The organism is Halopseudomonas phragmitis, assembly GCF_002056295.1.
Classification (GTDB): domain Bacteria; phylum Pseudomonadota; class Gammaproteobacteria; order Pseudomonadales; family Pseudomonadaceae; genus Halopseudomonas; species Halopseudomonas phragmitis.
In genome coordinates this window covers 3304260-3330297 of sequence record NZ_CP020100.1, presented here as the reverse complement: position 1 = coordinate 3330297, position 26038 = coordinate 3304260, and the positions used below count along the sequence as shown (strand labels likewise).

Below are 26038 nucleotides of genomic sequence, written 5' to 3'. Positions count from 1 at the left end.
GCGCGCCAGTTCAGACGGACAGGGTGGCCCCACCCATACCGGATTCCGGTGTTCTCTGAACGACGCGCAGCGGTAGTTCAGTCGGTTAGAATACCGGCCTGTCACGCCGGGGGTCGCGGGTTCGAGTCCCGTCCGCTGCGCCATTATTCAGAAACCCCAGCTTTGCAAGAAGCTGGGGTTTTTTGTTTGTCTTTGGTCGTGCAATATGCGGCGCTTTTACGTCAAATGATCCGGATCAATCGCCTCGCCATGCCAGGCGTGCAGTTTGGCGCGGATGTCTTCGAACATTTCATCGTACTCATGGTGGGCCGAGACCGAGAGGAACTCCGGGGTGATTACACCGTGGTGGCGCAGGATGTGATCGATATTGCTGGCGAAGTTGAAGGCGGTATCGCGCGGCAAAGAAAAGCTTTCCTTGAGGGGTTCGCCCTTGATTTCCCCCTCCAGGGTGAAATGCACGGCAGTGCATTGCTCGTCGATTTCGTAGCGGATGTCGATGCTGAAGCCGACATCGCTGGGCAAAAGCTGCATACGGCTTAAATGCAGGTGGCCTGGTTCAAACATAGCAGGACTCCTGGTTGTGTTCAGATGTTCCCTGGTTGATTGGGCGCTTATCAGCTTAGAGGATGCAGCCGGCTTGGGCCGCCTGAAACAGGATCACGTTTTTCCAGTTCATTGAGAATACCGCAGTGCCCGGTGTCATTGTGCCCGGAACAGCGGTGGCGCAGCTCGACCAGTTGCTGATGCAGCGCTTGCAGGCTGGCCATTTGCGTTTCGACATGGCCGATATGGGCGTCGATCAGGTCATTGACGCTGTCGCAGGGCGACTGTGGGTCGTCACGCAAGGCCAGCAACTGGCGAATCTCTTCATGACTCATGTCCAGTACCCGGCAGTGGCGAATAAAGCCCAGCCGTTCAACATGTGTCTGCCCGTACAGCCGATAATTACTGGCGCTGCGGGCCGGTGCCGGCAGCAATCCTTCGCGCTCGTAGTAGCGGATGGTCTCCACCGGGCAGCCGGTATGCCTGGCCAGTTCACCGATTTTCATCTCGTCGTGTCCTGAATTGCTTGACCCTGTAGTAACTATAGGGTGTGCAATGGCAAGCAGACAACCACGGAGAGTCTGGAATATGTCCTGTTGCGATAACCAACCCCAGGCGTTGAAGCCTGAAATCGATAACTGCTGCGGCGCGGATGGCTGCTCAAGCAGCGAGCATCGCTCAGCGTGGGGGCGCTGGCGTCTGGCGGCAGCCGGGCTGGCGGCACTGGCCGCTGAAGTGTTGCATCTGGCCGGGCTGGCTGGTGACTGGCGGGTAGCGGCGCTGGCGTTACTGTCGATCCTGCTGTGCGGCCTAGGGACCTACAAGGCCGGCTGGCAGGCTATTCGCCGCCGCGAACTCAACATCAATGCATTGATGAGTGTGGCGGTGACCGGGGCCATGCTGATTGGCGAGTGGCCGGAAGCGGCGATGGTGATGTTTCTGTTCACCATCGCCGAGTTGATCGAGGAGCGCTCGCTGGAGCGGGCCCGGCGGGCGATCAGTTCGCTGCTGGATCTGAGCCCGGCCCAGGCCAGAGTGTTGCAGGCCGATGGTCGGTGGCGGGATGTGTCGGTGGCCGAAGTCGCGCTGGGTGATCGGGTACGTGTGCGACCGGGGGAGCGCATCGCCCTGGATGGTGAGGTGCTCAGTGGGCATTCGAGCATCAATCAGGCGCCGATTACCGGGGAAAGTCTGCCAGTCGACAAGCGCTCGGGCGATACCTTGTTCGCCGGCAGTCTGAACCAGCAAGGCGAGCTGGAGTATCGGGTCACGGCGGCGGCCAGCAACAGTACCCTGGCGCGGATCATTCGTGCGGTGGAGCAGGCGCAGGCCAGTCAGGCACCGACCCAGCGGTTTATCGATCGTTTTGCCCGGATTTACACGCCGGCGGTATTCGCCCTGGCCCTGGTGGTGGCGCTGGTTCCGGCTCTGTTTGTCGGCGATTGGCTGGAGTGGATCTACCGGGCGCTGGTGTTGCTGGTGGTTGCCTGCCCCTGCGCGCTGGTGATCTCGACCCCGGTCACCGTGGTCAGTGGTCTGACCCGGGCCGCGCGCCTGGGTATTCTGATCAAGGGCGGGCGTTTTCTTGAGGCTGGGCGTGAGCTGGACTGCCTGGCTCTGGACAAGACCGGCACGCTGACGCTGGGGCAGCCGGAACTGACCGATATCGAACCGCTCAATGGGCAGGGTAGTGAGTTGCTGTTCGGGCTGGCTGCGAGTCTGGCCGAGCGCTCGGATCACCCGGTGTCCAGCGCGCTCAGTCGTGCCGCCAGGCAGCAACAGGCCCGGTTACAGGCGGTAGAGGGGTTTGCCGCCTTGCCGGGCAGCGGGGTGCGCGGGCGGATCGATGGGCAGGATTACTGGCTGGGCAATCGCCGACTAATGAGCGAGCTGGGCCGGCTCGACGCAACACTGGAGCAGCGACTGCAAGCGCTGGAGCGCCAGGGCAAGAGTGTGGTGGTGTTGGCGGATGCGCAGCAACCGCTGGCTCTGTTTGCCGTGGCCGATCAGCTCAAGCCGGGCACCCGTGAGGCTATCGGGCGGCTGAGTCTGGCTGGGGTGGAGTCACGGATGCTAAGTGGCGATAACCCGCACGCAGCCCGGACCATCGCTGCGCAGGCCGGGATTGATCAGGCCCATGCTGAACTCTTGCCTGAACACAAGCTGGAACTGGTCGAGCGTTGGCAGGCCGAAGGGCGCAGGGTTGGGATGGTTGGTGATGGCATCAACGATGCGCCGGCACTGGCCCGGGCCGATATCGGTTTTGCCATGGCGGCGGCCGGTACTGATACCGCGATGGAGACCGCCGATGTGGCGCTGATGGATGATGATCTGGGCAAGATTCCGACCTTCATCCAGCTGTCACGGGAGACGGTACGCATCCTGCGCCAGAACATCGTCCTGGCGGTTGGTATCAAGGCGCTGTTTCTGCTGTTGACCCTGACCGGGCATACCACCTTGTGGATGGCGGTATTCGCGGACATGGGTGTCAGCCTGCTGGTGGTGTTCAATGGCTTGCGCCTGCTGCGGGCCAGGCCGCAGGTCGAGTCACAGCCGGCGCAAGCCCCACATCAGATAAGCGCCGCCAATCAGTGAGGCCATCAGCCCGGCGGGTATTTCGTTGGGGAACAGCCACTGGCGGCCCACCCAGTCGGCCAGCAGCATCAGCAGCATGCCGATCAAACCCGCACCGAACAGGTGCGGGCCGGCCCGAGTCAGGCCCAGCAGACGCGCCATGTGTGGGGCCAGCAGACCGACAAAGCTGAGCGGGCCGATCACCAGCGTGGCACCGGCAGTCAGAATCGAGGTCAGCAGCAACAGCCCCAGGCGTGCCCGTTCCAGCCGTATGCCCAGCGCCCGACTGGTTTCGGCGCCCAGTGGCAGGATATCCAGCCAGCGCAGCAGTGGCAGGCAGGCCAGGGCGGCCAGCAGCGCTGCCAGCAGGACGCCGGCAGCAGCAGGGGTGTCGACATAATAGGTCGAGCCAGACATCCAGGCGATCAACTGTTGGCCGCGCGGATCGCCGCCCGCCAGAACCACAGCGCGCAGAGCCTCGAACAGCGCGGTAATCGCTACCCCGGTGAGCAGCAGACGCTCAGGCAGCCAGCCACTGCGGCGATTGACCATTATTAGCAACGCCAGGGTCAGCAGGGCTCCGAGTGTGCCGGCCAGCATCAGTATCAGATTGCCCGGGGCTGGAAGCAGAAACACCGCTGCCATCAGCGCCATGGCGCTGCCGCCACTGATGCCAAGCAGTTCCGGGCTGGCCATCGGGTTGGCACTCAGGCGCTGGACCAGGGTGCCGGCCAGTGCCAGCATCAGGCCGCAGCCCATGGCTGCCAGCACCCGGGGCAATCGCCATTCCAGCACGCTCCAGGATTCGCTGGTGAGCCAGTACCAGCCCTGCGGGCCTTGGCCGAACCAGAGTGCTACCAGCAACATAGCCAGCACCCCCAGGCCCAGTCCGGCCAGCAAGCGCTGCGGATTGCGGCGACGTTCGCTCAGGCTCTGTGCCGGGCTGGGCGCCCGTTGGCCAGTCAGGCGCAGGCGTGGAATCAGCCACAGCAACAGTGGAGCCCCCAAGGCCGCCGTGACCGCGCCAGTAGGAATCAGCATGGCAGCCCGTTGGCCGAGCGACTGCACCAGCAAATCGGTGCCGGCCAGCAACAGGGCCCCCAGCAGTGTGGACCAGAGCAGTCTATGGCTGAGCCGGCGGGCACCGGCCAGGCGCACGATATTGGGCGCAGCCAGGCCAATGAAGCCAATGATGCCGACTACGCTGACCACGCAGCCGGCGAGAAAAACAGCAATGCCCAGCCCGGCCAGGCGCAAGTATTTGAGAGAAACGCCCAGGCTTCTGGCGCTGGCATCTTCCAGATCGAGCATGGCCAGGGGGCGAATCAGCAGCCAGGCCAGCAAGGCGCCAACCAGCACCCGTGGAACAAGAAAGCCTGCGCTGTCCCAGCCATTCTGAGCCATCGAGCCGGCGCCCCAGATCAGCAGGCCGCTGAGGCTTTCCTGATTGAACAGCAGCAGGGCCATACCCAGTGCGCCGAGATACAGGTTGACCACCAAACCGGCCAGCACCACGACCAGCGGAGCCAGGGCCCGACGCCAGCCCAGCAGCATGACCAGGCCCATGGCCAGAGCGCCACCAGCCAGCGCAACCCACTCCCGGCCCAGATCCAGCAGCCCGGGCGCCAACAGGCTGGCAGCCATCAGGGCCAGATTGGCGCCGCTGGATACTCCAAGGGTGGTGGGTGAGGCCAGCGGGTTGCGCAGCAACTGCTGCATCAGCACGCCGGCAATCGCCAGCGCAGCGCCGGCCAGCAAGGCAACGCTGAGACGCGGCCACCAGCTGTATTGCAGCAGCAGGTAATCACTGCTGAGCTGGCTGAACAGGGCTTGCCAGGCTCGGCCTGCGCCGCCCAATGGTTGCAAGCTGGTCAGCGCCAGCGTTGCTGCAAGCAGGGCGAACAGCAGGCAGAGCAGGGCGGGGCGGCGTTGTTCAGTCATGGGCCTGCTCCAGGGCGGCGCTCAACAGTTCGGCAAAGCGCTGGCAGGACGGCAGGGCACCAAAGCTCCAGACTGGAGGCAAGGTGATGACCTGATTGTCTGCCACGCCTGGCAGGTGTTGCCACAGTGCGCTGCTGGCCAGCTCGCGCTCGACGCCGGCTGGCTTGGGCTCGACTACCACCAGTTGGGCATCCAGGCCTACCAGTGCGTCGATACTGACCAGTGCAAAACCCCAGGCATTGGTGCCGCCAGTCCAGGCGTTGTCCAGGCCGAGTTGGTCGAGCACTACCTGGTACAGTCCGTTGGGGCCAAATACTCGTACATGGCGGGCATCCATGAACTGAATGATCAGCAGCGGGCGCTGTGGCCGGCTCAATTGCCCGGCCAGACTGTCGATTCGGGCCCGGGTGCTGGCGATCAACTGCTCGGCGGCCTGATCCCGGCCGGCCAGCCGGCCAACCTCGCGGGTCAGTTCAAGCATTTGCGTCCAGGTATCGGTGCCAGGAGTGTAAAGCTGCACCAGCTCGACCGGGGCAATGCGGCTTAGCCTGGGGGTAAGGTTGGTGAACATCTGCGAGATCAGAATGCGCTCAGGGGCCAAGGCGGCCAGCAGTTCCTGGTTGGGCTGGGTGCGCAGGCCCAGGTCGATCACGTTGTCGGGCATCTGCGGCTCGCCGACCCAGGCGTGATAGTCATCAACCTGGGCCATCGCCAGTGGCGGTGCGCCAAGCGCCACCAGGGTTTCTCCCAGCGTCCAGTCGAGGCTGGCCAGTCGTGGGCTGGCCTGGGTAATCGTGCTCAGCAGCAAGGCGAACAGCAACAGAAAACGCAGTGCAAATAGTGGCATGAGGAACTGTCAGTGGGCCAGGGCGACCAGGTGGTTGGCACTGGGATGGGGGATGACTTGCATGCTGATGCCGTAGATATCCTGCAGGGTATCGTGATCCATCAACTGCTCGGGATGCCCCTGGGCCAGCAGTTGGCCGCTGTGCAGGGCGATCAGGTTGTCGCAGAAGCGGGCGGCGATATTGATGTCATGCAGCACGATGACCAGACCCAGCCCCAGTTCGCGGCTGAGCCCTGTGACCAGGCTCATGACCTCGACCTGGTGAGCGATATCCAGCGCCGCCAGTGGCTCGTCGAGTAGCAGGAAGCGGCTCCCCTGGGCCAGCAGCATGGCAAGCCACAGGCGCTGACGCTCACCGCCAGACAAGGTGTCGACCATGCGGGTGGCGAAGGCCTGGGTATCGGTCAGTTCCAGAGCCCGGTCGATCTGCTGCTGGTCATCGCGGGTCAGACGTCCGAGCAGGCCACGCCAGGGGTAACGGCCAAACTCGACCAGCTCACGCCCAGTCAGGTTCTCGGCGCTGGGCAGGTGCTGGGGCAGATAGGCAACCTCGCGGGCAAAGGCCCGTGCCCCCCAGGCAGGTAATGGGCGCTGATCGAAGCAAGCCTGACCACTGCTGGGGCTATACTGGCGCGCCAGTAGTTTCAGCAGGGTAGATTTGCCCGAACCGTTGTGACCGATCAGCCCATGAACCTGGCCCTGAGCCAACTCCAGACTGAGTGGCTGCAACAGCGTTTTGCCATTGACCTGATAACTGGCAGCGTTGAGGCTGAACATGGAAGGACTCCGCAGAGTGATTCAATTAATCTGCGCAAGGTTAAATAAAACAATAATGATTATCAATTTGTTTAAAGGTAGGATGTGCCGCCTGACGCGCGTGCGCGCGGCCACCCCAATCACGGATGTCAACCAATGAATCAAACCAACAGCTTCAGCGCACTGGTACGCCTGTTGCGCTATGCCCGCGGATACCGCCGGCGGATCATCGCCGCTGCCACCTGTTCAGTAATCAACAAACTGTTCGATATTGCTCCGGAAATTCTGATCGGTGTGGCTATCGACGTGGTGGTCAACCAGGAGCGCAGCTTCGTTGCCCGACTGGGGTTCACTACCCCGCAGGAGCAGATCATCGCACTCGGGGTGTTGACCTTCGTGATCTGGGCTGGTGAGTCGATTTTCGAGTACCTCTATCAGGTTCTCTGGCGCAACCTGGCCCAGCGGCTGCAATCGGATCTGCGCCAGGATGCCTATGAGCATGCCCAGCGGCTGGATATGAGCTTCTTCGAGTCGCGCAGCTCCGGGCATCTGGTTGCCACCCTGAACGACGACGTCAACCAGCTTGAGCGGTTTCTTGATGGCGGAGCCAACGCCATGATTCAGGTTGGGGTAACCGTGGTGGCAGTCGGCGCGGTGTTCTTCTTCATCTCGCCGCTGATTGCTCTGCTGGCCTTTACCCCGATTCCTCTGATCATCTGGGGTGGTTTCTACTTTCAGCGCAAGGCTGGTCCGCTGTACGGCGAGGTGCGTGAGCGGGTAGGGGAGATCGCCAGTCGGCTGAGCAACAACCTGAACGGTATCGCCACGATCAAGAGCTTCACCGCCGAGGCCCGCGAGGCCGAACGTTTGCGCCAGGCCAGTGAGGCCTATGTTGAAGCCAATCGTAAGGCCATCAGGGTCAGTTCGGCATTCATACCGGTGATCCGCATGGCGGTGCTGACCGGCTTTTTGGCCACCTTCACCATCGGTGGCATGCAGGCACTGAGTGGCGATCTGAACATCGGTGCATACGGTGTACTAGTGTTCCTGACCCAGCGACTGTTGTGGCCGCTGACAGGACTGGCCGAGGTGATCGATCTGTTCGAACGGGCCATGGCCAGCACCCGGCGGATTCTCGGCCTGCTGGAAGAACCGGTGCAGGTGGCTGACCAAGGTAATCCTGATCTGGCCCAGCCGGTGCGTGGCGAGGTGCATTTCCAGCAACTGGCATTCCAGTATCCGAACTCTAACAGCGGCATTCACGGGATCGATCTGAAGGTTCCTGCTGGGCACACCCTGGCACTGGTCGGGGCTACCGGCTCGGGCAAATCGACCCTGATCAAGCTGCTGCTGCGTTTTCAGGACCCTCAGAGCGGCCAGGTATTGATCGATGGCCAGCCGGTGACTGCGATCAGCCTGCGTTCACTGCGCCAAGCGGTGGGGCTGGTCAGCCAGGATGTGTATCTGTTTGAGGGCAGTATTCGTGACAACATCGCCTACGGCAGGCCCAATGCCAGTGATGAGGAGATTGTCAGCGCCGCCCGTCAGGCCGAAGCCTGGGCGTTTATCGAGGCCTTGCCACAGGGGCTCGACACCCCGGTCGGTGAGCGCGGCGTGCGGCTGTCAGGTGGCCAGCGCCAGCGTCTGTCACTGGCCCGGGCACTGTTGAAGAACCCGCCGATCCTGGTGCTGGACGAGGCCACCAGCGCGGTCGACAACGAGACCGAGGCTGCGATTCAGCGTTCATTGCGGCGCATCGCCCATGACCGCACAGTGATCATGATCGCCCACAGGCTGTCCACCATAGTGCACGCAGACCAGATCGCAGTGATTGAGCAGGGCCGGGTGGCCGAATGTGGACGCCATGCCGAACTGCTGGCCAGGGATGGATTCTACGCGGCTCAATGGCGGGTGCAGACCGGGATGGCCCGCGAGGACGACCCGATCATGGCCTGATGGCACGGCTATTGCTGGTGCTTGTTCAAAGCCCGACGGTAGGGGAGCAAGCACATGGCGACGGTATTGGGGTTCATGCTGGCAGCCCGGCGCAGCGAAATGCAGGGGCTGATCGCGCTGGAGCTGACCTGTGAGCTGGTCGGCGGCATCAGCCGGCTGGTGCATGCGCTCCAGCGTGAGCGCGGTTTTTCCAATATGTATCTCAGCGCTCGGGCAGAGCGCTTCCGCCAGCCGCTGGATCAGTTGACCAGCGACAGCCGTGGACTTGAGCAGTCGGTGCGGCGAGGCTTCAATCGCATGGACCCGGAGACCGGACGCGGAGCCGACAAGGCCCGTCTGTTCAACCGTATTGCCCTGGTACTGCACGGACTTGACGGGCTGGCCTGTCTGCGCCGTCGGGTGCGCGATCAGGCCCTGAGTCCTCAGGAGTCTACCCGGGCTTTTACCCGGGTGATTGGCGGGCTGCTGGCGGTCGTGTTCGAGGCGGCCGATACCTCCGTCGATCCGGATATCACACGTTGCCTGGTGGCGCTGTTCAATTTCATGCAGGGTAAGGAGTTGGCGGGGCTGGAACGAGCCACCGGAGTTGCAGGTTTCGCCTCGGGGCTGTTCGATCTGGAACAGCTCGAACGCCTGCAGTATCTGGGCGAGGGCCAGCAGCGCTGCTTCGCGATCTTTTGCGACTATGCCGACAAGCCCGCGCTCAATGCCTGGCATCAGCTCTGCACCGATCCGGTCGAAGCTGAAATTGCCCGCTTGCGCCTGGTCGCCGCGCGCAGTCTGCCGGGGCAGCCGCTGGAGGTCAGTCTGGGTGAGCCCTGGTTTGAACTGACGACCCGCCGTATCGATGCCATGAAGCAGGTTGAAGACCTGTTGACCGAGAGATTGCAGCAACTGTGTCAGCAGAAAATCCGCCAGGCCCAGGCTGATCTTGATAATCACCGTTGTCTGCTTGAGCGGCTTGATCAGTTTGATGATGCCAGCGACCCACCAGGGACCCGGTTATTCAACGTGCAGGCCACTGAACTGGATGGTGCTCCGGGCGACACCATGGGCCAGCAGCTCAATCGCTCGGTGCTGGATCTTTTGCACGAACAGAATCAGCGTTTGCAGATGCTGGCTGAGGAGCTGGATAACGCTCGCAGCTCGTTGAATGAGCGCAAGTTGATTGAGCGGGCCAAGGGGGTGTTGATGTCGCGTCATGGGCTTGATGAGGAAGCGTCCTACCGGATACTTCAAAATGCTGCCATGGAGCGGAGTCAGCGGCTGGCTGATGTGGCTCAGGCAGTGCTCAGCCTGGCGGATCTTATGCCAAACGCCAGCACGCGGGTGAAGGCCGGATAAGCGAGGCATTTTTGCACGCTGGTTGCGCATTTGCCCTGCCGGCGCTCTCTTAGAGTGCGTAGGTTGGAGTCAGGGCATATTGCCGGCACTTGGCCAGGGTTGATAAGTCTTTAAACTGTCGAGAGTTTTTCTGAGCTAACCGTTAACTGGCACGCAACCTGCTTTGAGACCGTCAGGTCAAGACCATTAGACCTCTACACAATTGACTAAGGGCAACGGCGTCCACCTCCACCTCGGCCATAGGGCCAGGTGCGAGGGGGCGCCGTTTTTTATGCGTGCTTTTCAGGGGAATGTGCAATGGACGACAAACCGATCAAGCCAACCAGCCAGGCCAGCGTCAATCTCAAGCGCCGTGACTTTCTCAAATATTCTATTGCCGCCGTTGGTGGCGCCGCGTTACTCGGCGGCATGGCCCCGGGCCTGCGCTCGGCGGCCTGGGCCGCAGGCAGCGATGCGCCGGAAACCACCCGAGCCAAGCTGGGGTTTATTGCTCTGACGGATGCGGCGCCGCTGTTCGTCGCTGATGAAAAGGGCTTTTTCGCTAAGCACGGCATGACCGGCGTCGAGGTGTTGAAGCAGTCATCCTGGGGTACCACCCGCGACAATCTGGTACTGGGTTCTGCGCGTAACGGGATCGATGGTGCGCATATCCTCACACCAATGCCCTATCTGATCGCCTCGGGGGCCATGACGCCGAACAATGTGCCGGTGCCTATGGTGATTCTGGCCCGTCTGAATCTGGGAGGGCAGTGCATTTCAGTTGGGCAGGAATATATCGACCTCAAGCTTGGGGTAGACAGTACTCCGTTCAAGGCCGCACTGGCAGCGAAAAAGGCCAGTGGCAAGCAAGTCAATGCCGCCATGACCTTTCCCGGTGGAACCCATGACTTGTGGATTCGCTATTGGCTGGCCGCCGGAGGCATCGACCCCAATCGCGACATCTCGACCATAGTGGTGCCGCCGGCGCAGATGGTTGCCAACATGAAGGTCGGCAGCATGGATACTTTCTGTGTCTGTGAGCCGTGGAACGAACAACTGATCAACCAGAAGATCGGCTATACGGCACTGACCACCAGCGAGTTGTGGCACAACCATCCGGAAAAGGCGCTGGGGATGCGCGCCGACTGGGTTGAAGCCAACCCCAATGCGACCCGCGCACTGCTCAAGGCAGTGATGGAGGCGCAGATGTATTGCGAAGACCCAGCCAACCGCGAGGAAGTTGCACGTATTTGTGCCAAACGCCGCTGGATCAACGCTCCTTTCAATGATGTGGTCGAGCGCATGAAGGGCAATTTCAACTATGGCACTGGTCGCGTGGTGGAAAACAGTCCGCACCAGATGCGCTACTGGAACGACTTCGCCTCCTATCCGTTCAAGAGCCATGACCTGTGGTTCCTGACCGAAGATATTCGTTGGGGGTACTTGCCAGCCGACTTCGATAGTCATGCTCTGATCGAACAGGTTAACCGTGAAGACCTCTGGCGTGCAGCTGCCGCTGATCTGGGGGTGCCGGCCGAACAGATCCCGACGTCCACCTCGCGCGGCGTTGAGACCTTCTTTGATGGCACCGTATTCGATCCTGAAAACCCCCAGGCATACCTCGACAGTCTGGCGATCAAAGCGCTGGCCTGAGTCTGTCGCAAGGAGAATGACCCATGAATGCCAACGTCAAGATTGAAGCAGAGAGTGCTGCACCGCTATCAACGGCTTCCCGGGTACCAGCCTGGATGGCCCGGCTTGGCCGAGTCGGGTTGCACAACCTGTTACCACCGATAGCAATTACCCTGCTGTTCCTGCTGGTCTGGGAAATGCTTTGCTCCAGCCCGGCGAGCGCCTTACCCCCTCCTACCCAAGTGTTCAGCGATACCTGGGAACTGATCGCCAATCCGTTCTATGACAATGGTGGGAACGATGTCGGCATGGCCTGGCAGATTCTTGCCAGCCTGGAGCGGGTCGCCTACGGCTATGCCCTGGCGGTAGTGGCCGGGGTGGGGCTGGGCGTGCTGGTAGGGCAGTCGACCTGGGCCATGCGCGGGCTTGATCCGATTTTCCAGGTACTGCGCACGGTGCCGCCGCTGGCCTGGCTGCCGCTGTCGCTGGCCGGCTTTCAGGACAGTAATCCGTCGGCGATCTTCGTCATCTTCATCACCGCGATCTGGCCGATCATCATCAATACCTCGGTGGGCATCCGCAACATTCCTGAAGACTACCGCAATGTCGCCAGGGTGCTGCGTCTGAACGGCATCGAGTACTTCGTCAAAATCATGCTGCCGGCGGCCGCGCCCTATATCTTCTCCGGGCTGCGCATCGGGGTCGGCCTGTCCTGGCTGGCGATCGTCGCCGCCGAGATGCTGGTCGGCGGGGTAGGGATCGGCTTCTTCATCTGGGATGCCTGGAATGCTTCGCTGATCAGTGACATCGTCCTGGCCCTGCTCTACGTCGGCATCGTCGGCTTCATTCTCGACCGTCTGGTGGCCTGGGCTGGCCGGCTGGTCACTCGCGGCACCAGCGAAGGCTGAGGAGCATCATCATGAGCAAGTCCTATCTGAGTATCGAAAAGGTGTTCAAAAGCTTCAGCCGTGGCGGCGTGACCAGTCAGGTGCTGAGCGATATCAACCTGCAGGTCGAGCGCGGGCAATACATTTCCATCATTGGTCACTCCGGCTGCGGTAAATCCACAGTGCTGAACATCGTCGCAGGTCTGCTGGATGCCAGCAGTGGCGTGGTGATTCTGGACGGCAAGGAAGTCAGCGGGCCCGGTCCGGATCGCAGCCTGGTGTTTCAGAACCACTCGCTACTGCCCTGGCTGACCGTCTACGAGAACGTGCAGATTGCCGTCGACAAGGTCTTCGGTCGCAGCAAGAGCCGCAGTGAACGTGACGCATGGATTCGTCACAACCTGAACATGGTGCATATGGGCCATGCGCTGGATAAACGCCCTGGCGAGATTTCCGGTGGTATGAAACAGCGGGTCGGGATCGCCCGGGCGCTGGCCATGCAGCCTAAGGTGCTACTGCTCGACGAGCCGTTCGGCGCTTTGGATGCCCTGACCCGTGCGCACCTGCAGGACGAGGTAATGCGTATCCAGGCCGAACTGCACAATACCGTGATCATGATCACCCACGATGTTGACGAGGCAGTATTGTTGTCCGATCGCATCGTGATGATGACCAACGGTCCGTCGGCGGCCATCGGCGAGATTCTCGACATCGACCTGCCGCGCCCGCGTGATCGCATCGCCTTGGCCGAGGACCCCAAGTACAACCAGTACCGCCAGGCAGTTTTGCGGTTTCTCTATGAGAAACAACGCAAAAAGGCCACGGCCTGATGTGCAGGGGGGCGCTGCGACATTTTGCTCCCCCTTTTTTCATTGACGCCCCAGGGCAAAACTTCTAACCTTCGCCTCGCTTCAGGTGCCCCTGGCCAATGGCCTTAAGGGTGAAACTGGGAAGCCGGTGCGTTCCTTGATACGGAACAATTCCGGCGCTGCCCCCGCAACGGTAAACGAGTGCCCGCCACCCATAGGGGTGTGACGCGGCAGATGATCCCCCATGACCACTGTGTACGCACGGGAAGGTCGGATCATCGGACACTGTCCGCTCGTGAGCCCGGAGACCGGCCTGATGCATGTCACAGCAGTGCGGCGGGCTCTGCGGGTGTATGGCCTCTGTTCGTCTGGCTGTCTGCCTGTTCGCTTCGCCGCGTGTACCCAGCTACTCAATGTCGTACGGGTGAGTACGACGGAGCGAACAGATGAAGATGTTGCCGCGCACGCCGCTGGCACTGGCCCTGATGGCCAGCGCCTGCCTTTCCCATGCCCAATCCCTGCACCTGGACAGCCAGGTGGTTACTGCAACCCGTACCAACCAATCGATTGCCGCCAACCTGGCTGCGGTCACGGTGATTGATCGGGCCGATATCGAACGCCTGCAAGCTACCGACGCACTGGATCTGCTGCGCCGCACGCCGAGCGTCAGCATCGTCAACAACGGCGGGCCGGGCAAGTCCAGCAGCATCGGTATTCGCGGCACCAACAGTGACCATGTACTGGTGCTGATCGATGGCGTGCGCATTGGCTCGGTCACCAGCGGCAATGCTGCGCTGCAAAATTTGCCGATGGAGCAGATCGAGCGGATCGAGATTGTCCGTGGTCCGCGGTCCAGCCTCTACGGCTCGGAAGCCATCGGAGGGGTGATTCAGATTTTCACCCGCCAGGGCAGCAAGGGCGATCCCAAGCCCTGGGCATCGGTGACCACCGGCAGTCGCAATCATCTGGCCGGCAGTGCCGGGGTCGCTGGCGGTTTCGGAAACGCCTGGTACAACCTGGGTGTCAGCAGTCTGTCGACCCGGGGCATTGATGCGCGTCCGGGCCGTGGCGATCCGGACAATGATGGCTATCGCGAGCTCTCGGCCAACCTCAAGGCAGGCTATCGCTTTGCCAACGGCCTGGAGATCGATGGCCATGTACTGGAAACCCACTCCAGCAATGACTTCGACTCCGGCTTCAAGGCCAACTCCGATTCGGTGCTCAAGACCCATGGCCTCAATGCCCGGTTTGCACCGCTTGATCCGTGGCGCGTGACCCTGCAGGCTGCACGTAGCGAAGACAAGAGCGACAACTTCAACGGCAGCAATTTTACCAGCCGCTTCGACACCCGCCGCGACAGCTTTGGCTGGCAGAACGATATCGATCTGGCGCCGGGCCAGGTGCTGACCCTCGGCTATGACCATCTGATCGATGAGGTCAGCAGCAGCACCGACTACAGCAAGGGCCGGCGCACTAACAAGGGTTATTACGCCCAGTATCTGGGCCAACGTGGCATCCATGAATGGCAGCTTGGCCTGCGCCATGATGACAACCAGCAGCACGGCGATCACACCACCGGCAACATCGGCTACGGCATCAGCCTGACGGACAGCCTGCAACTGGTCGGTAGCTACGGCACCGCATTCAAGGCACCGACCTTCAATCAGCTGTACTTCCCCGGCTTCGGCAACCCCGATATCAAGGAAGAGACCTCACGCAATTATGAACTGGGGCTGCGTGGTCAGCATGACTGGGGCACCTGGGCCGTCAATGTCTTCCGCAACGAGGTCGAAGACCTGATCGCCAGCGTCAACCTGGGTGGCGGCGTCTGGTTGGCAGAGAACGTCGACAAGGCGGTGATCAAGGGTATCGAACTGGAACTGGCCGGCCATTGGTGGGGCTGGGATGTAGCCAGCAACCTGACCCTGCAGGACCCGTCCAACCGCTCCAAGCGTGCCAACCAGGGCGACCTGCTGGCCCGCCGCGCCGAGCAACTGTTCAACCTGGATGTCGACCGCCGCTTTGGCCGGATAGGCGTCGGCGCCAGCCTGCACGCCGAAGGCCGGCGCTGGGACAACGCCGCCAATACTACCGACCTGCATGGCTACAACACCGTCGACCTGCGCGCCGAGTACTGGTTCAGCCAGCAGTGGCGAGTTCAGGCACGGATCAGCAACCTGTTCGATACCGACTACGAAACCGCTGCCAGCTATCAGCAGCAGGGCCGGGCCGGCTATCTGACTGTGCGCTACCAGATGCTGTAAGGACTCTTCATTGCGAGGGCCGCAGGCCCGTGGCAATCCATGTGCCTTGGTGGCGGGGCCTGAGCATGGATTGCCACGCCGCTACGCGGCTCGCAATGACGGCGTAGCGGGGGGATCGCCCTGGTACACGAGCCCCGTCATGACGGACTAGCGGGAAGACGTAATGGCAGCAGTTGAACCAAATATCTACACCCATCCAAGGAGGATGACATGATCGTACTATCCAAACGCAGCCAACTGGCTGTTGGCGCCGTACTGGTGTTGTTGATGGCCATGACCCGTGGCAGTCACTTCAGTGTGGTCAACTTGCCCAGCGCTTCCTGGGCGGTATTTTTCCTGGCTGGGGTGTTTTTGCGTCCGCGCTGGGCGTTTCCGCTGCTGTTTCTGCAGGCTGTGGTCATGGACGTGCTCAGTGTCGGCTGGACCAACGCCGGCCATCACTGCATGACCATCGCCTATTGGGCCTTGCTGCCCGCCTATGGCAGCCTGTGGTTTGCCGGCCGTTTGTACGCGGGTTGGCACCGTGACCACCCGGCAACTCTGCTGATCCTGGCCCCAACGGTGGCCACTGGTGCGTTGATCTGCAGTTTGTTTTCCAGTGGTGGGTTTTACTTTTTCTCCGGGCGTTACGAAGCCCCGACCTTTACCGGCATGCTTGAACGGATCGCTACTTATTACCCGCAATACCTGAGCACGCTGGTTATGTACGTGGCGGCGGCCTGCGCCGTGTATGTGGTGTTGCGTCTGTTGGCTCAGCAAGGGCTGTTGGGTCAGGGGCGCAAGGCATGAGCGAGCCGAGCGAGCGCGATCAGCGTCACCGCCAGCGCATGCAGCGCAAGAAAGCGGTAGTCGATGAAAAGATCGCCGCAGCGCAGGACGAACGCGGCTTGCTGCTGGTGCTCAGCGGCAACGGCAAGGGCAAAAGCAGCTCGGCCTTCGGTATGGCCGCTCGTGCCCTGGGGCACGACATGCAGGTGGGCATCGTGCAGTTCATCAAGGGGGCCAGCAGCACCGGCGAAGAGGCGTTCTTCCGCCGTTTCCCCGAGCAGGTGCGCTATCACGTGATGGGTGCTGGCTTTACCTGGGAAACCCAGGACCGTCAGGACGATATCGCCAAGGCCCAGGCGGCCTGGGCGGTGGCTGTCGAGCTGATGCGCGACCCGGCGGTAGCGCTGGTGATTCTCGATGAGCTGAATATCGCGCTCAAATACCAGTATCTGGAGCTGGATAAGGTGCTGGCGGATATCGCTGGCCGACCGCCTCACCAGCATGTGGTGGTGACCGGTCGCGGGGCTCCGGCGGCGATGCTGGAGGTGGCCGATACGGTAACCGAGATGGGCATGGTCAAGCATGCCTTCAAGGCCGGTATCAAGGCGCAGAAGGGGGTAGAGTTTTGAGTCAGCTTGAGTGTCCAGCCGTATTGATCGCCGCCCCGGCCTCGGGGCAGGGCAAGACCACCGTCACCGCCGCACTGGCGCGCTTGCACAGCCGCCAGGGCCGGCGGGTGCGGGTGTTCAAATGCGGGCCGGACTTCCTCGATCCGATGATTCTGGCTCGGGCCAGCGGCCAGCCGGTGCATCAGATTGATCTGTGGATGATTGGCGAAGCGCAAAGCAAGCGCCTGCTGGCCGAGGCCGCACGCGACAATGACCTGATCCTGATCGAAGGGGTGATGGGGCTGTTCGATGGCACCCCCTCGGCGGCTGATCTGGCCCGGCATTTCGGCGTACCGGTACTGGCGGTGATCGACGGTTCGGGCATGGCCCAGACCTTCGGTGCCATGGCCCACGGGCTGGCCAGCTATCAGCCCGATCTGCCGTTTGCCGGGGTACTGGCCAACAAGGTCGGCAGTGCCCGCCATGGCGAGATGCTGCGTGACTGTTTGCCCGCCGGCATCGCCTGGTTTGGTGCCCTGACCCGTGATGCCGCGGTGGAGCTGCCAAGCCGACACCTGGGGCTGGTGCAGGCGGCGGAGCTGGCTGATCTGGATGCCCGGCTGGATGCCGCCGCCGATGCCTTGGCCGCCAGCGCCGACACCCGGCTGCCCCCGGCCGTGAGTTTTGCCCCGGTGGATGCCCAGCAATTGCCACCCTTGCTGGCCGGTGTGCGCATTGGCGTTGCCCGGGATGCGGCCTTTGCCTTCATCTACCAGGCCAACCTTGATCTGCTTGAAGCGCTGGGTGCCAAGCTGTGTTTCTTTTCGCCACTGGCCGATAGCGCCCTGCCGGCGGTCGATAGCCTGTATCTGCCCGGTGGTTATCCCGAACTGCATCTGGATCAGTTGGCCGGCAATACGGCGATGGCGGCGGCTATCCGGGCCCACCATGCCGCCGGCAAGCCGATTCACGCCGAATGCGGCGGCATGCTCTATCTGTGTCAGCGTCTGACCGATGTACAGGGCCATAGCGGCGAGATGCTCGGCCTGCTGCCGGCGACGGCGACCATGCAGCCGCGCCTGACCGCGCTGGCCCTGCAGGAAGTGGTGTTGCCGGAAGGGGCGCTGCGCGGGCATACCTATCACCATTCGGCGATCGAGTGTGCGCTGGAGCCGCTGGTGCGTGGCGAGTGCCCGAACTACAAGCGCACCAGCGAGGCGGTCTGGCGTCTGGGCCGGCTGACGGCGTCCTACATTCATTGCTATCTGCCGGGTAACCCGCAGGCGGCTGCGGCGCTGTTTGCGCCATGAGCAGTCCGCGCTACAGCGATGCGGAGCGCGCGGCCATTTACCGGGTGATCCGTGAGCGCCGTGACATGCGCCATTTCAGTGGTGGTGAGGTTGCTCCCGAGCTGCTGGCGCAGTTGCTTGAAGCGGCGCATCAGGCACCCAGCGTGGGGTTGATGCAGCCCTGGCGTTTTATTCGCATCACCCGGCCGGCGCTACGCCAGCAGTTGCACCGTCTGGTCGAACAGGAACGGCTGCGTACCGCCGAGGCGCTGGGTGAGCGCAGTGCCGTCTTCATGCAGCTCAAGGTTGAAGGTATCCGCGACTGCGCTGAATTGCTTGTCGCGGCACTGCCGGAAGGCCGTGAGGCCCATGTGTTTGGCCGCCGCACCCTGCCGCAGATGGATCTGGCCTCGCTGGCCTGTGCCATCCAGAATCTGTGGCTGGCGGCCCGTGCCGAGGGGCTGGGGCTAGGCTGGGTATCGCTGTTCGACCCGCAGGCCGTGGCCGAGTTGCTGGGTTTGCCGGCCGGCGCCGAGCCGGTCGCGATCTTGTGCCTGGGCCCGGTCACGGCCTTCTATGACCAGCCGATGCTGGTCGAACAAGGCTGGGCTGCACCACGCCCGCTGGCCGAGCTGCTGTATACCGATCACTGGGGAGAATCACCATGAAGGGTCCGCAACGCATCGTCTGCCTGTCTACCGAAACCACCGAAGTGCTTTATCGTCTCGGCGCGCAGGAGCGTATCGCCGGCATTTCCGGCTTTACCGTGCACCCGCCGCAGGCACGCAAGGAAAAGCCCAAGGTGTCGGCCTTCACCAGCGCCAAGACCGAGAAAATCCTCGAACTCAAGCCGGATCTGGTGATCGGCTATTGCGATTTGCAGGCCGATATCGCCGCCGAGTTGGCGCGTGAAGGGTTGGAGGTGCACCTGTTCAACCAGCGCGATATCGCTGGCATTTTCCGCATGATCGAGACCCTGGGTGCGCTGGTGCACGCCAATGCCCACGCCGAGCAACTGGTGGCCGAGTTGCGGCAGGGGTTGGAGCAGGTCCAGACCCAGGCGGCGTCACTGCCGGCTCGCCCCCGGGTATACTTCGAGGAGTGGAATGAGCCGCTGATCAGTGGCATCCGCTGGGTCAGTGAGCTGATCGAGATTGCCGGTGGCCAGGACTGCTTTGCCGAACTCAGCCAGTTCCCGCGAGCCCGCCAGCGTTACATCACCGACCCGCAGGACGTGGTACGCCGTGCCCCGCAGATCATTGTCGGCTCCTGGTGCGGCAAGCGTTTCCGCCCCGAGCAGGTGGTTGCGCGGCCCGGCTGGGAGACCGTGCCGGCGGTTCGTGACGGGCAGCTGTTCGAGATCAAGTCGCCGGATATCCTGCAGCCGGGCATCTCCGCGCTGACCATCGGCCTGGCGCAATTGCATGGCCTGATCCGGGACTGGAGCCAGCGCTGATGGGCCTGGCGCCGCTGCTGCTGGCCGGGGTGCTGCTCGACCACCTCCTGGGTGAGCCGAAACGCTGGCATCCGCTGGTCGGTTTTGGCCGGCTGGCCAAGCGGCTTGAGCAATGGCTGAACCGGCCTGCCGCCAGCCGCTGGCACGGCGTGCTGGCCTGGCTGCTGGCAGTCGTGCCCTTGACCTTGCTGACCGCCGCGCTGGCCGCCTTGCCCTGGATCGGCTGGCTGGTGGCGGTGCTGGCGTTGTATCTGGCGGTTGGTTTGCGCAGCCTCAGCGAACATGCCCTGCCGATCGCCCAGGCACTGGCTGCGGGCGATCTGCCGCTGGCCCGCGAGCGGGTGGGCTATATCGTCAGCCGCGACACCTCGGCACTGGATGCCGAAGGTGTGGCCCGGGCGGCCACCGAGTCGGTGTTGGAAAACGGCAGCGATGCGGTATTCGCCGCGCTGTTCTGGTTTGCCCTGCTCGGCGCGCCGGGGGTAGTGCTCTACCGCCTGGCCAATACCCTGGATGCCATGTGGGGCTACCGCAACCAGCGCTACCGGCAGTTTGGCTGGGCGGCGGCGCGCCTGGATGATGTATTGAACTACCTGCCGGCGCGGCTGGTGGCCCTGACCTATGCACTCTGTGGGTGTACCCGTCAGGCGCTTGCCTGCTGGCGCCGCCAGGCGCCGCACTGGGACAGCCCCAACGCTGGCCCGGTCATGGCCGCCGGGGCCGGGGCGCTGAATCTGCAACTGGGCGGCGGAGGCTGCTATCACGGCCAATGGCAAGGCAAACCCATGCTGGGCGCCGGCGGGCCACCGATGGCCGCAGATATTGGCCGCGCCGTGTGGCTGGTGCGTCAGGGTGTGGCGCTGTGGTTGTTGCTGGCCCTGATTGTCTGGGGGCTGACTTATGCTTGAGCACGGTGGGCGGCTGCGCCGGGCCGCACGGCAATACGGCATCGCTCTGGACGCTTGGTTGGACCTGTCCACCGGGCTGGCGCCCTGGGTCTGGCCGCTGCCGGCGGTGCCGGTCAGTTGCTGGAGTCGGTTACCGGAGCCGGATGACGGCCTGGAGGCGATCGCCCGTGACTACTACCGAGCCCCTGCGCTGCTGCCGGTAGCCGGTTCGCAGGCGGCGATTCAGGCCTTGCCGAGCCTGCGTCCGGCCTGTCGGGTGCGGGTACTCGGGCCCTGCTATGCCGAGCATGCCCAAGCCTGGCGTCAGGCCGGGCATCAGGTACAGGTCTGGGATGAACGGGAGCAGGGCCTGCCGCCGCTGGATGATTGCGATGTGCTGGTGCTGGTCAACCCGAACAACCCTACCGGTCGCCTGCTGGCCCCTGCAATCCTGCTGGCCTGGCAGGCCGAGCTGGCCGTGCGCGGTGGCTGGCTGGTGGTCGACGAGGCCTTTGCCGATCTGCAACCCGAGTACAGTCTGGCGCCCTATAGCGAACGGCCGGGGCTGATCGTATTGCGTTCACTGGGCAAGTTCTTCGCCCTGGCCGGTGCCCGCCTGGGCTTTGTGCTGTCCGACACCGCGCTGCTGGCGCGTCTGAACCAGCGTCTGGGCCCTTGGACGGTGAATGGTCCGGCACGCTTTGTTGCCCAGCAGGTGCTGGCCGAGCGCGATACCCAACAGGTCTGGCGCTGGCGGCTACAGCGTGAAGGCCAGCGTTTGCAGCAGTTGCTGAGTGCCTGCGGCCTGACGCCGGACGGTGGTTGCGCACTGTTTCAGTGGGTTTGCCGCACGGATGCCGCAGACTTGCATCAGGCATTGGCCGGGCAAGGTATTCTGACCCGGCTGTTCAGTCAGCCGGTAGCGCTGCGCATCGGCCTGCCCGGCAATGAAATGGGCTGGAGCCGGCTGGAGCAGGCCTTGCAAGGGCTAGCTCTGCCGGCACCGCAGTTGATTCAGGAGGAATCTGCGTTATGACCACCTTGATGATCCAGGGCACCACCTCGGATGCCGGCAAAAGCACCTTGGTCACCGCGCTGTGCCGCTGGCTCACACGCCAGGGGGTTGCCGTGGCCCCGTTCAAGCCGCAGAACATGGCGCTGAACGCAGCGGTGACCATCGACGGCGGCGAGATTGGCCGTGCCCAGGCGGTGCAGGCCGAAGCCGCCGGACTGGAGCCGCACACTGACATGAACCCGGTGCTGCTCAAGCCCAATACCGATATTGGCGCTCAGGTGATCATTCATGGCCACCCGGTGGGCAGCATGGATGCCGTGGCCTATCACGCTTACAAACCCATCGCCCTGGAGGCGGTGCTGGCCTCGCATCAGCGGCTGCGCCAGCAGTATCAGACCGTGCTGGTCGAAGGCGCCGGCTCGCCGGCGGAAATCAATCTGCGCGCCGGCGATATCGCCAACATGGGCTTTGCCGAGGCGGTCGACTGCCCGGTGATCCTGATTGCCGATATCGACAAGGGCGGCGTCTTCGCCCATCTGGTCGGCACCCTGGCCTTGTTGTCGGCCAGTGAGCAGGCGCGGATCAAGGGCTTTGTCATCAACCGGTTCCGCGGTGACATCGCCTTGCTGCAACCAGGGCTGGACTGGCTCGAGCAACACACCGGCAAGCCGGTACTCGGCGTATTACCCTATCTGCATGACCTGCATATCGAGGCGGAAGATGCGGTCAATGCCCGTCAGCCAGACAAGCATGGGGATGCCTTGAAGATAGTGGTGCCGGTGCTGCCGCGCATCAGCAACCATACCGACTTTGATCCGCTGCGCCTGCATCCGCAGGTCGATTTGCAATTCGTTGGTCCGGGTCAGTCATTGCCGCCAGCGGATTTGATCATTCTGCCTGGTTCCAAGAGCGTACGCAGTGATCTGGCGTTTCTCGAACAACAGGGCTGGGATGCCGATATTCGTCGCCACCTGCGCTATGGCGGCAAGTTGCTGGGGGTCTGCGGTGGCTTTCAGATGCTCGGTGAGTGGGTGGATGACCCGTTGGGGCTGGAGGGCGAGGCTGGTTCGAGTGCCGGGCTGGGCGTACTGGACTTCAGTACCCGGCTGGAAGCCGAGAAGCGCCTGACCCGAGTGCGTGGTCGCTTGTGCCTGGAGCGGGCCGAGGTTCAGGGCTATGAAATCCACGCCGGACGCAGCCATGGCAAGGCATTGGCCCAGCCATTTGCACTGCTGGACGGCGGCGAAGCCGATGGTGCACTGAGTAACGACGGGCAGATTGCTGGCACTTATCTGCATGGATTGTTCGAACACCCAGAGGCCAGTGCCGCGCTGTTGCGCTGGGCCGGGCAGGAGCAGGCGGCGGCACTGGATTATCCGGCCTTGCGTGCACGTGATATTGAGCGCCTGGCGGACTTGGTCGAGCAGCATCTGGATACAGATAAATTGCTCAAGCTTTGCGGTATAACTCAATGATTGAATTGATTTTAGGTGGCGCAAGGTCTGGCAAAAGCCGGCTCGCCGAGCAGCGCGCCCAAGCCTCGGGGCTGGCGGTGACCTATATCGCCACCAGTCAGGCGCATGATGCCGAGATGGCCGCACGCATTCGTCAGCACCGTGAACGCCGGCCGACTGATTGGGGACTGGTTGAGGAACCTCTGGCTCTGGCACGGGTGCTGCGCCGTGAGGCCGATTCGCAGCGCTGCCTGCTGGTTGACTGTCTGACCCTGTGGCTGACCAACCTGCTGCTCGATAGCGATCCGCAACGCCTTCAGCACGAGCGCCAGGCGCTGCTGGAGTGTCTGAGCGAACTGCCAGGGCAAGTGATTCTGGTCAGTAATGAAACCGGGATGGGGATTGTGCCGCTGGGCGAGTTGAGTCGGCGCTATGTCGATGAAGCCGGCTGGCTGCATCAGGACCTGGCGCAACGTTGCGAGCGGGTCAGTTTCTGCGTGGCCGGGTTGCCAATGATCCTCAAGGGAGGCCAAACATGAGTGCGCTCTGGTGGAGTCAATCAGCTGCCCGGTCCCATGAACCGGTCGCCGAGCAGGCTCGCAGCCGTCAGGCTCAGTTGACCAAACCGCCTGGTTCGTTGGGGCGACTGGAAACCCTGGCAATCGAGCTGGCAACCTTGCAGGGCCAGCCCAATCCCTCGGTTGATCGTGTCTGGATCAGCATTTTTGCCGCCGATCATGGGGTCGTGGCCGAAGGCGTCTCGGCTTTTCCTCAGTCGGTAACCGGCGAGATGCTGCGCAATTTCGTCGCCGGTGGCGCGGCAATCAATGTGTTGGCCCGTGAACTGGGAGCCAGCTTCGAACTGATCGATCTGGGCCTGGCTGTACCGATTGACCCCTTGCCCGGTGTCCGCCATCTGGCGATCGCGCCCGGCACAGCCAACCTGCGCTGTCAGCCGGCTATGACAGAGGCCCAGTGCGAGCAGGCGTTGCTGGCTGGTCGACAGGTGTTGCTGGGCGCGGCCGGTGAGGGCGCGCACCTGTTCATCGGTGGCGAAATGGGGATTGGTAACACTACCGCAGCCAGTGCCCTGGCCTGCGCCTTGCTGGATCTGCCCGCTGAGCGGCTGGTTGGCCCCGGCACTGGGCTTGGCGCACAGGGGCTTGCCAATAAGGTGCGGATAGTCAACGAGGCGCTATCCCTGCATTTGCCGGCCTGCAGTACCCCGCTGGATTGCCTGACCCGGCTTGGCGGGCTGGAAATTGCCGCTTTGGTCGGCGCCTTTATTGCCGCCAGCCAGTTTGGGGTGCCGGTTCTGGTCGATGGATTCATCTGTTCGGTGGCGGCCTTGTGTGCGATCCGCATGAACCCATCCTGTCGGGACTGGCTGCTGTTCAGTCATCAGGGGGCTGAACCTGGGCATGGTCCGGTGCTCGCCGCGCTCGATGCCGAACCGCTGCTGAGCCTGGGCATGCGCCTGGGCGAGGGTAGTGGCGCGGCGCTGGCGGTACCTCTGCTGCGGGCAGCCTGTGCACTGCACAACCAGATGGCGACCTTTAGCGAAGCGGCGATTTCCGGAGGGGCAAGGTGACTCTGACCCTGGATCTGTTGCGTCACGGCCAGACTGAGCTGGGTGGCGGGTTTCGCGGCAGCATCGACGACAACCTGACGACCGCTGGCTGGCAGCAAATGCAGACTGCCACCTGCGGCAGGGCTGACTGGGATGCGGTGATCAGCTCGCCGCTGCGCCGTTGCGCAGATTTTGCCTTTGAACTGGCGCGTCAACTGAATCGGCCGCTGGTGCTGGAACCGGCCTTTCGCGAATTGCACTTCGGTGATTGGGAAGGCCGCAGTGCGGCCGAGCTGATGCAGGATGAGGCTGATGCTCTGGGTCGGTTCTGGGATGACCCCTATACTTTCACACCCCCAGGCGCCGAGCCCCTGGCTGACTTCGAATCACGGGTACTGAGCATCTTGGCCGGCCTGCAACAGCAGCGCAGTGGTCAGCATCTGCTGCTGGTCACCCATGGCGGCGTCATGCGCTTGCTGCTGGCCAAGGCTCGTGGTCTGGCGCCCCAGGCGCTGCTGCAGGTTCAGGTCGAACATGCCCAGCTCAGCCGTCTGCGCTGCGAGCCTGGCGGAGTCCTGTACGAATGCCCCTGCTGATCGCCCTGCAGTTTCTGACCCGGCTGCCGATTCGCCTGCCGGGCCTGCCCACGGCCGAGGAAAACGGCCGTTCGCTGCTCTGGTATCCGCTGGTGGGGCTGTTGATCGGTGCGCTGCTGGCGGCTGTGTACTGGGGGCTGGGCGGATTGAATCCGTTGCTGCTGGGGGCGTTGCTATTGGCGCTCTGGGTCTGGCTCAGCGGCGGACTGCACCTGGACGGTCTGGCCGACAGCGCTGATGCCTGGGTAGGCGGTTATGGCGACCGTGAACGCACCCTGGCGATCATGAAAGATCCGGCCTGCGGGCCCATTGGGGTGATCACCCTGGTGCTGTGCCTGCTGCTCAAGTGGGCGGCACTGATCAGCCTGATCGACGCTGAGGCCTGGGCTGTGCTGCTGTTGGCGCCCTGGCTTGGCCGCTGGTGTCTGCCGTTGCTGCTGTTGACCACCCCCTACGTGCGCCCTGGCGGCCTGGGGCATATCCTCAGTCAACATTTGCCAAGGCGCAGCCTGCCGGCACTGCTGATCCTGCATGCGTTGGCCATGCTGCTGCTTGGCTGGCTGGCATTGCTCGGGCTGCTGTTGACCTTGCTGCTTTTGGCCTGGGGCAGGGCGCTGCTGCTCAAACGTGTGGGCGGCACCACAGGCGACACCGCCGGAGCCTTGGTGGAACTGGTTGAGGTGACGGTACTGGTGGGGTGCTCAATAGCGATTAGCTTGTAATTGCCGTGTTTTTATTGCCAAAAACACTAGCAAAACGGAACTTTTCTCATTCATCTTCATCCCATTGTCATACAGGGCGCCTAACTTCAGGCAAGGAACCTATGGAACCTCTGAAAAACTACCTGCGTTGGCAATGCTGCG

General features: G+C 62.8%; 23 protein-coding genes, 1 tRNA gene, 1 pseudogene and 1 riboswitch. Of the genes and pseudogenes, 20 read left to right on the top strand and 5 right to left on the bottom strand.

The window, feature by feature from the left end:
* The first annotated feature begins 66 nt into the window (after positions 1–66).
* A tRNA-Asp gene (locus BVH74_RS15440) sits at positions 67–143 on the top strand.
* Between the two features lie 73 nt (positions 144–216).
* Here BVH74_RS15440 and BVH74_RS15435 read toward each other — a convergent pair.
* Together BVH74_RS15435 and cadR are read right to left on the bottom strand one after the other, a co-directional pair.
* The gene (locus tag BVH74_RS15435) at positions 217–564 is read right to left on the bottom strand and encodes a DUF5064 family protein (protein WP_080050953.1); all 348 of its coding nucleotides are present in this window, start codon (positions 562–564) and stop codon (positions 217–219) included.
* 50 nt (positions 565–614) lie between these two features.
* On the bottom strand, positions 615–1049 hold the full coding sequence (cadR, locus tag BVH74_RS15430) for a Cd(II)/Pb(II)-responsive transcriptional regulator (protein WP_080051758.1): 435 nt from the start codon (positions 1047–1049) through the stop codon (positions 615–617).
* Between the two features lie 145 nt (positions 1050–1194).
* On the opposite strand from cadR, the pseudogene BVH74_RS15425 reads away from it, so the two are divergent.
* Positions 1195–3072, top strand: a pseudogene (locus BVH74_RS15425) (heavy metal translocating P-type ATPase); the annotation flags it as partial.
* Between the two features lie 18 nt (positions 3073–3090).
* On the opposite strand, the gene fhuB reads toward BVH74_RS15425, so the two are convergent.
* From fhuB to BVH74_RS15410, 3 genes are read right to left on the bottom strand one after another with little or no spacing between them, the layout of a single operon-like run.
* Positions 3091–5058, bottom strand: a complete 1968-nt coding sequence (fhuB, locus tag BVH74_RS15420) for a Fe(3+)-hydroxamate ABC transporter permease FhuB (protein ID WP_080050950.1) — start codon at positions 5056–5058, stop codon at positions 3091–3093.
* Positions 5051–5905, bottom strand: a complete 855-nt coding sequence (locus BVH74_RS15415) for an ABC transporter substrate-binding protein (protein ID WP_080050949.1) — start codon at positions 5903–5905, stop codon at positions 5051–5053. The genes fhuB and BVH74_RS15415 overlap by 8 nt, the downstream gene beginning before the upstream one ends.
* A gap of 9 nt (positions 5906–5914) precedes the next feature.
* Positions 5915–6682: an ATP-binding cassette domain-containing protein gene (locus BVH74_RS15410; RefSeq protein ID WP_080050948.1), complete on the bottom strand. Its 768-nt coding sequence runs from the start codon at positions 6680–6682 to the stop codon at positions 5915–5917.
* A 135-nt stretch (positions 6683–6817) separates the two neighbouring features.
* On the opposite strand from BVH74_RS15410, the gene BVH74_RS15405 reads away from it, so the two are divergent.
* From BVH74_RS15405 to BVH74_RS15320, 18 genes are all read left to right on the top strand, one after another.
* Positions 6818–8617: an ABC transporter ATP-binding protein gene (locus BVH74_RS15405; protein ID WP_080050947.1), complete on the top strand. Its 1800-nt coding sequence runs from the start codon at positions 6818–6820 to the stop codon at positions 8615–8617.
* A gap of 54 nt (positions 8618–8671) precedes the next feature.
* Positions 8672–9961, top strand: a complete 1290-nt coding sequence (locus tag BVH74_RS15400) for a nitrate regulatory protein (protein WP_080050946.1) — start codon at positions 8672–8674, stop codon at positions 9959–9961.
* 297 nt (positions 9962–10258) lie between these two features.
* The gene (locus BVH74_RS15395; protein WP_080050945.1) at positions 10259–11593 is read left to right on the top strand and encodes an ABC transporter substrate-binding protein; all 1335 of its coding nucleotides are present in this window, start codon (positions 10259–10261) and stop codon (positions 11591–11593) included.
* A gap of 95 nt (positions 11594–11688) precedes the next feature.
* The gene (gene ntrB / locus BVH74_RS15390) at positions 11689–12480 is read left to right on the top strand and encodes a nitrate ABC transporter permease (protein WP_373279493.1); all 792 of its coding nucleotides are present in this window, start codon (positions 11689–11691) and stop codon (positions 12478–12480) included.
* 11 nt (positions 12481–12491) lie between these two features.
* The gene (locus tag BVH74_RS15385) at positions 12492–13289 is read left to right on the top strand and encodes an ABC transporter ATP-binding protein (RefSeq protein WP_080050943.1); all 798 of its coding nucleotides are present in this window, start codon (positions 12492–12494) and stop codon (positions 13287–13289) included.
* A 66-nt stretch (positions 13290–13355) separates the two neighbouring features.
* Positions 13356–13599, top strand: a riboswitch (cobalamin riboswitch).
* 115 nt (positions 13600–13714) lie between these two features.
* A complete protein-coding gene (gene btuB / locus BVH74_RS15380; protein ID WP_080050942.1) occupies positions 13715–15532 on the top strand; it encodes a TonB-dependent vitamin B12 receptor in 1818 nt (605 codons plus the stop codon).
* Between the two features lie 210 nt (positions 15533–15742).
* Entirely contained in the window at positions 15743–16321 is a 579-nt protein-coding gene (locus BVH74_RS15375) for a hypothetical protein (protein WP_080050941.1), read from the top strand.
* On the top strand, positions 16318–16929 hold the full coding sequence (cobO, locus tag BVH74_RS15370) for a cob(I)yrinic acid a,c-diamide adenosyltransferase (RefSeq protein ID WP_080050940.1): 612 nt from the start codon (positions 16318–16320) through the stop codon (positions 16927–16929). The genes BVH74_RS15375 and cobO overlap by 4 nt, the downstream gene beginning before the upstream one ends.
* Positions 16926–18218: a cobyrinic acid a,c-diamide synthase CobB gene (locus BVH74_RS15365; RefSeq protein ID WP_080050939.1), complete on the top strand. Its 1293-nt coding sequence runs from the start codon at positions 16926–16928 to the stop codon at positions 18216–18218. The genes cobO and BVH74_RS15365 overlap by 4 nt, the downstream gene beginning before the upstream one ends.
* On the top strand, positions 18215–18865 hold the full coding sequence (gene bluB, locus BVH74_RS15360; RefSeq protein ID WP_080050938.1) for a 5,6-dimethylbenzimidazole synthase: 651 nt from the start codon (positions 18215–18217) through the stop codon (positions 18863–18865). Before BVH74_RS15365 ends, bluB begins: the two co-directional genes overlap by 4 nt.
* The gene (locus BVH74_RS15355) at positions 18862–19653 is read left to right on the top strand and encodes a cobalamin-binding protein (protein WP_080050937.1); all 792 of its coding nucleotides are present in this window, start codon (positions 18862–18864) and stop codon (positions 19651–19653) included. Before bluB ends, BVH74_RS15355 begins: the two co-directional genes overlap by 4 nt.
* On the top strand, positions 19653–20561 hold the full coding sequence (gene cbiB, locus BVH74_RS15350; protein ID WP_080050936.1) for an adenosylcobinamide-phosphate synthase CbiB: 909 nt from the start codon (positions 19653–19655) through the stop codon (positions 20559–20561). The genes BVH74_RS15355 and cbiB overlap by 1 nt, the downstream gene beginning before the upstream one ends.
* Positions 20554–21576 (top strand): threonine-phosphate decarboxylase CobD, encoded by a 1023-nt coding sequence (gene cobD, locus BVH74_RS15345; RefSeq protein ID WP_080050935.1) that lies wholly within the window; start codon positions 20554–20556, stop codon positions 21574–21576. The genes cbiB and cobD overlap by 8 nt, the downstream gene beginning before the upstream one ends.
* The gene (locus BVH74_RS15340; protein WP_080050934.1) at positions 21573–23030 is read left to right on the top strand and encodes a cobyric acid synthase; all 1458 of its coding nucleotides are present in this window, start codon (positions 21573–21575) and stop codon (positions 23028–23030) included. The genes cobD and BVH74_RS15340 overlap by 4 nt, the downstream gene beginning before the upstream one ends.
* A complete protein-coding gene (gene cobU / locus BVH74_RS15335; protein WP_080050933.1) occupies positions 23027–23548 on the top strand; it encodes a bifunctional adenosylcobinamide kinase/adenosylcobinamide-phosphate guanylyltransferase in 522 nt (173 codons plus the stop codon). The genes BVH74_RS15340 and cobU overlap by 4 nt, the downstream gene beginning before the upstream one ends.
* The gene (cobT, locus tag BVH74_RS15330) at positions 23545–24600 is read left to right on the top strand and encodes a nicotinate-nucleotide--dimethylbenzimidazole phosphoribosyltransferase (RefSeq protein ID WP_080050932.1); all 1056 of its coding nucleotides are present in this window, start codon (positions 23545–23547) and stop codon (positions 24598–24600) included. Before cobU ends, cobT begins: the two co-directional genes overlap by 4 nt.
* Complete coding sequence (locus BVH74_RS15325; RefSeq protein WP_080050931.1) at positions 24597–25175, top strand: histidine phosphatase family protein; 579 nt, start codon at positions 24597–24599, stop codon at positions 25173–25175. The genes cobT and BVH74_RS15325 overlap by 4 nt, the downstream gene beginning before the upstream one ends.
* On the top strand, positions 25163–25897 hold the full coding sequence (locus tag BVH74_RS15320; RefSeq protein WP_080050930.1) for an adenosylcobinamide-GDP ribazoletransferase: 735 nt from the start codon (positions 25163–25165) through the stop codon (positions 25895–25897). Before BVH74_RS15325 ends, BVH74_RS15320 begins: the two co-directional genes overlap by 13 nt.
* The last annotated feature ends 141 nt before the right edge of the window (positions 25898–26038 follow it).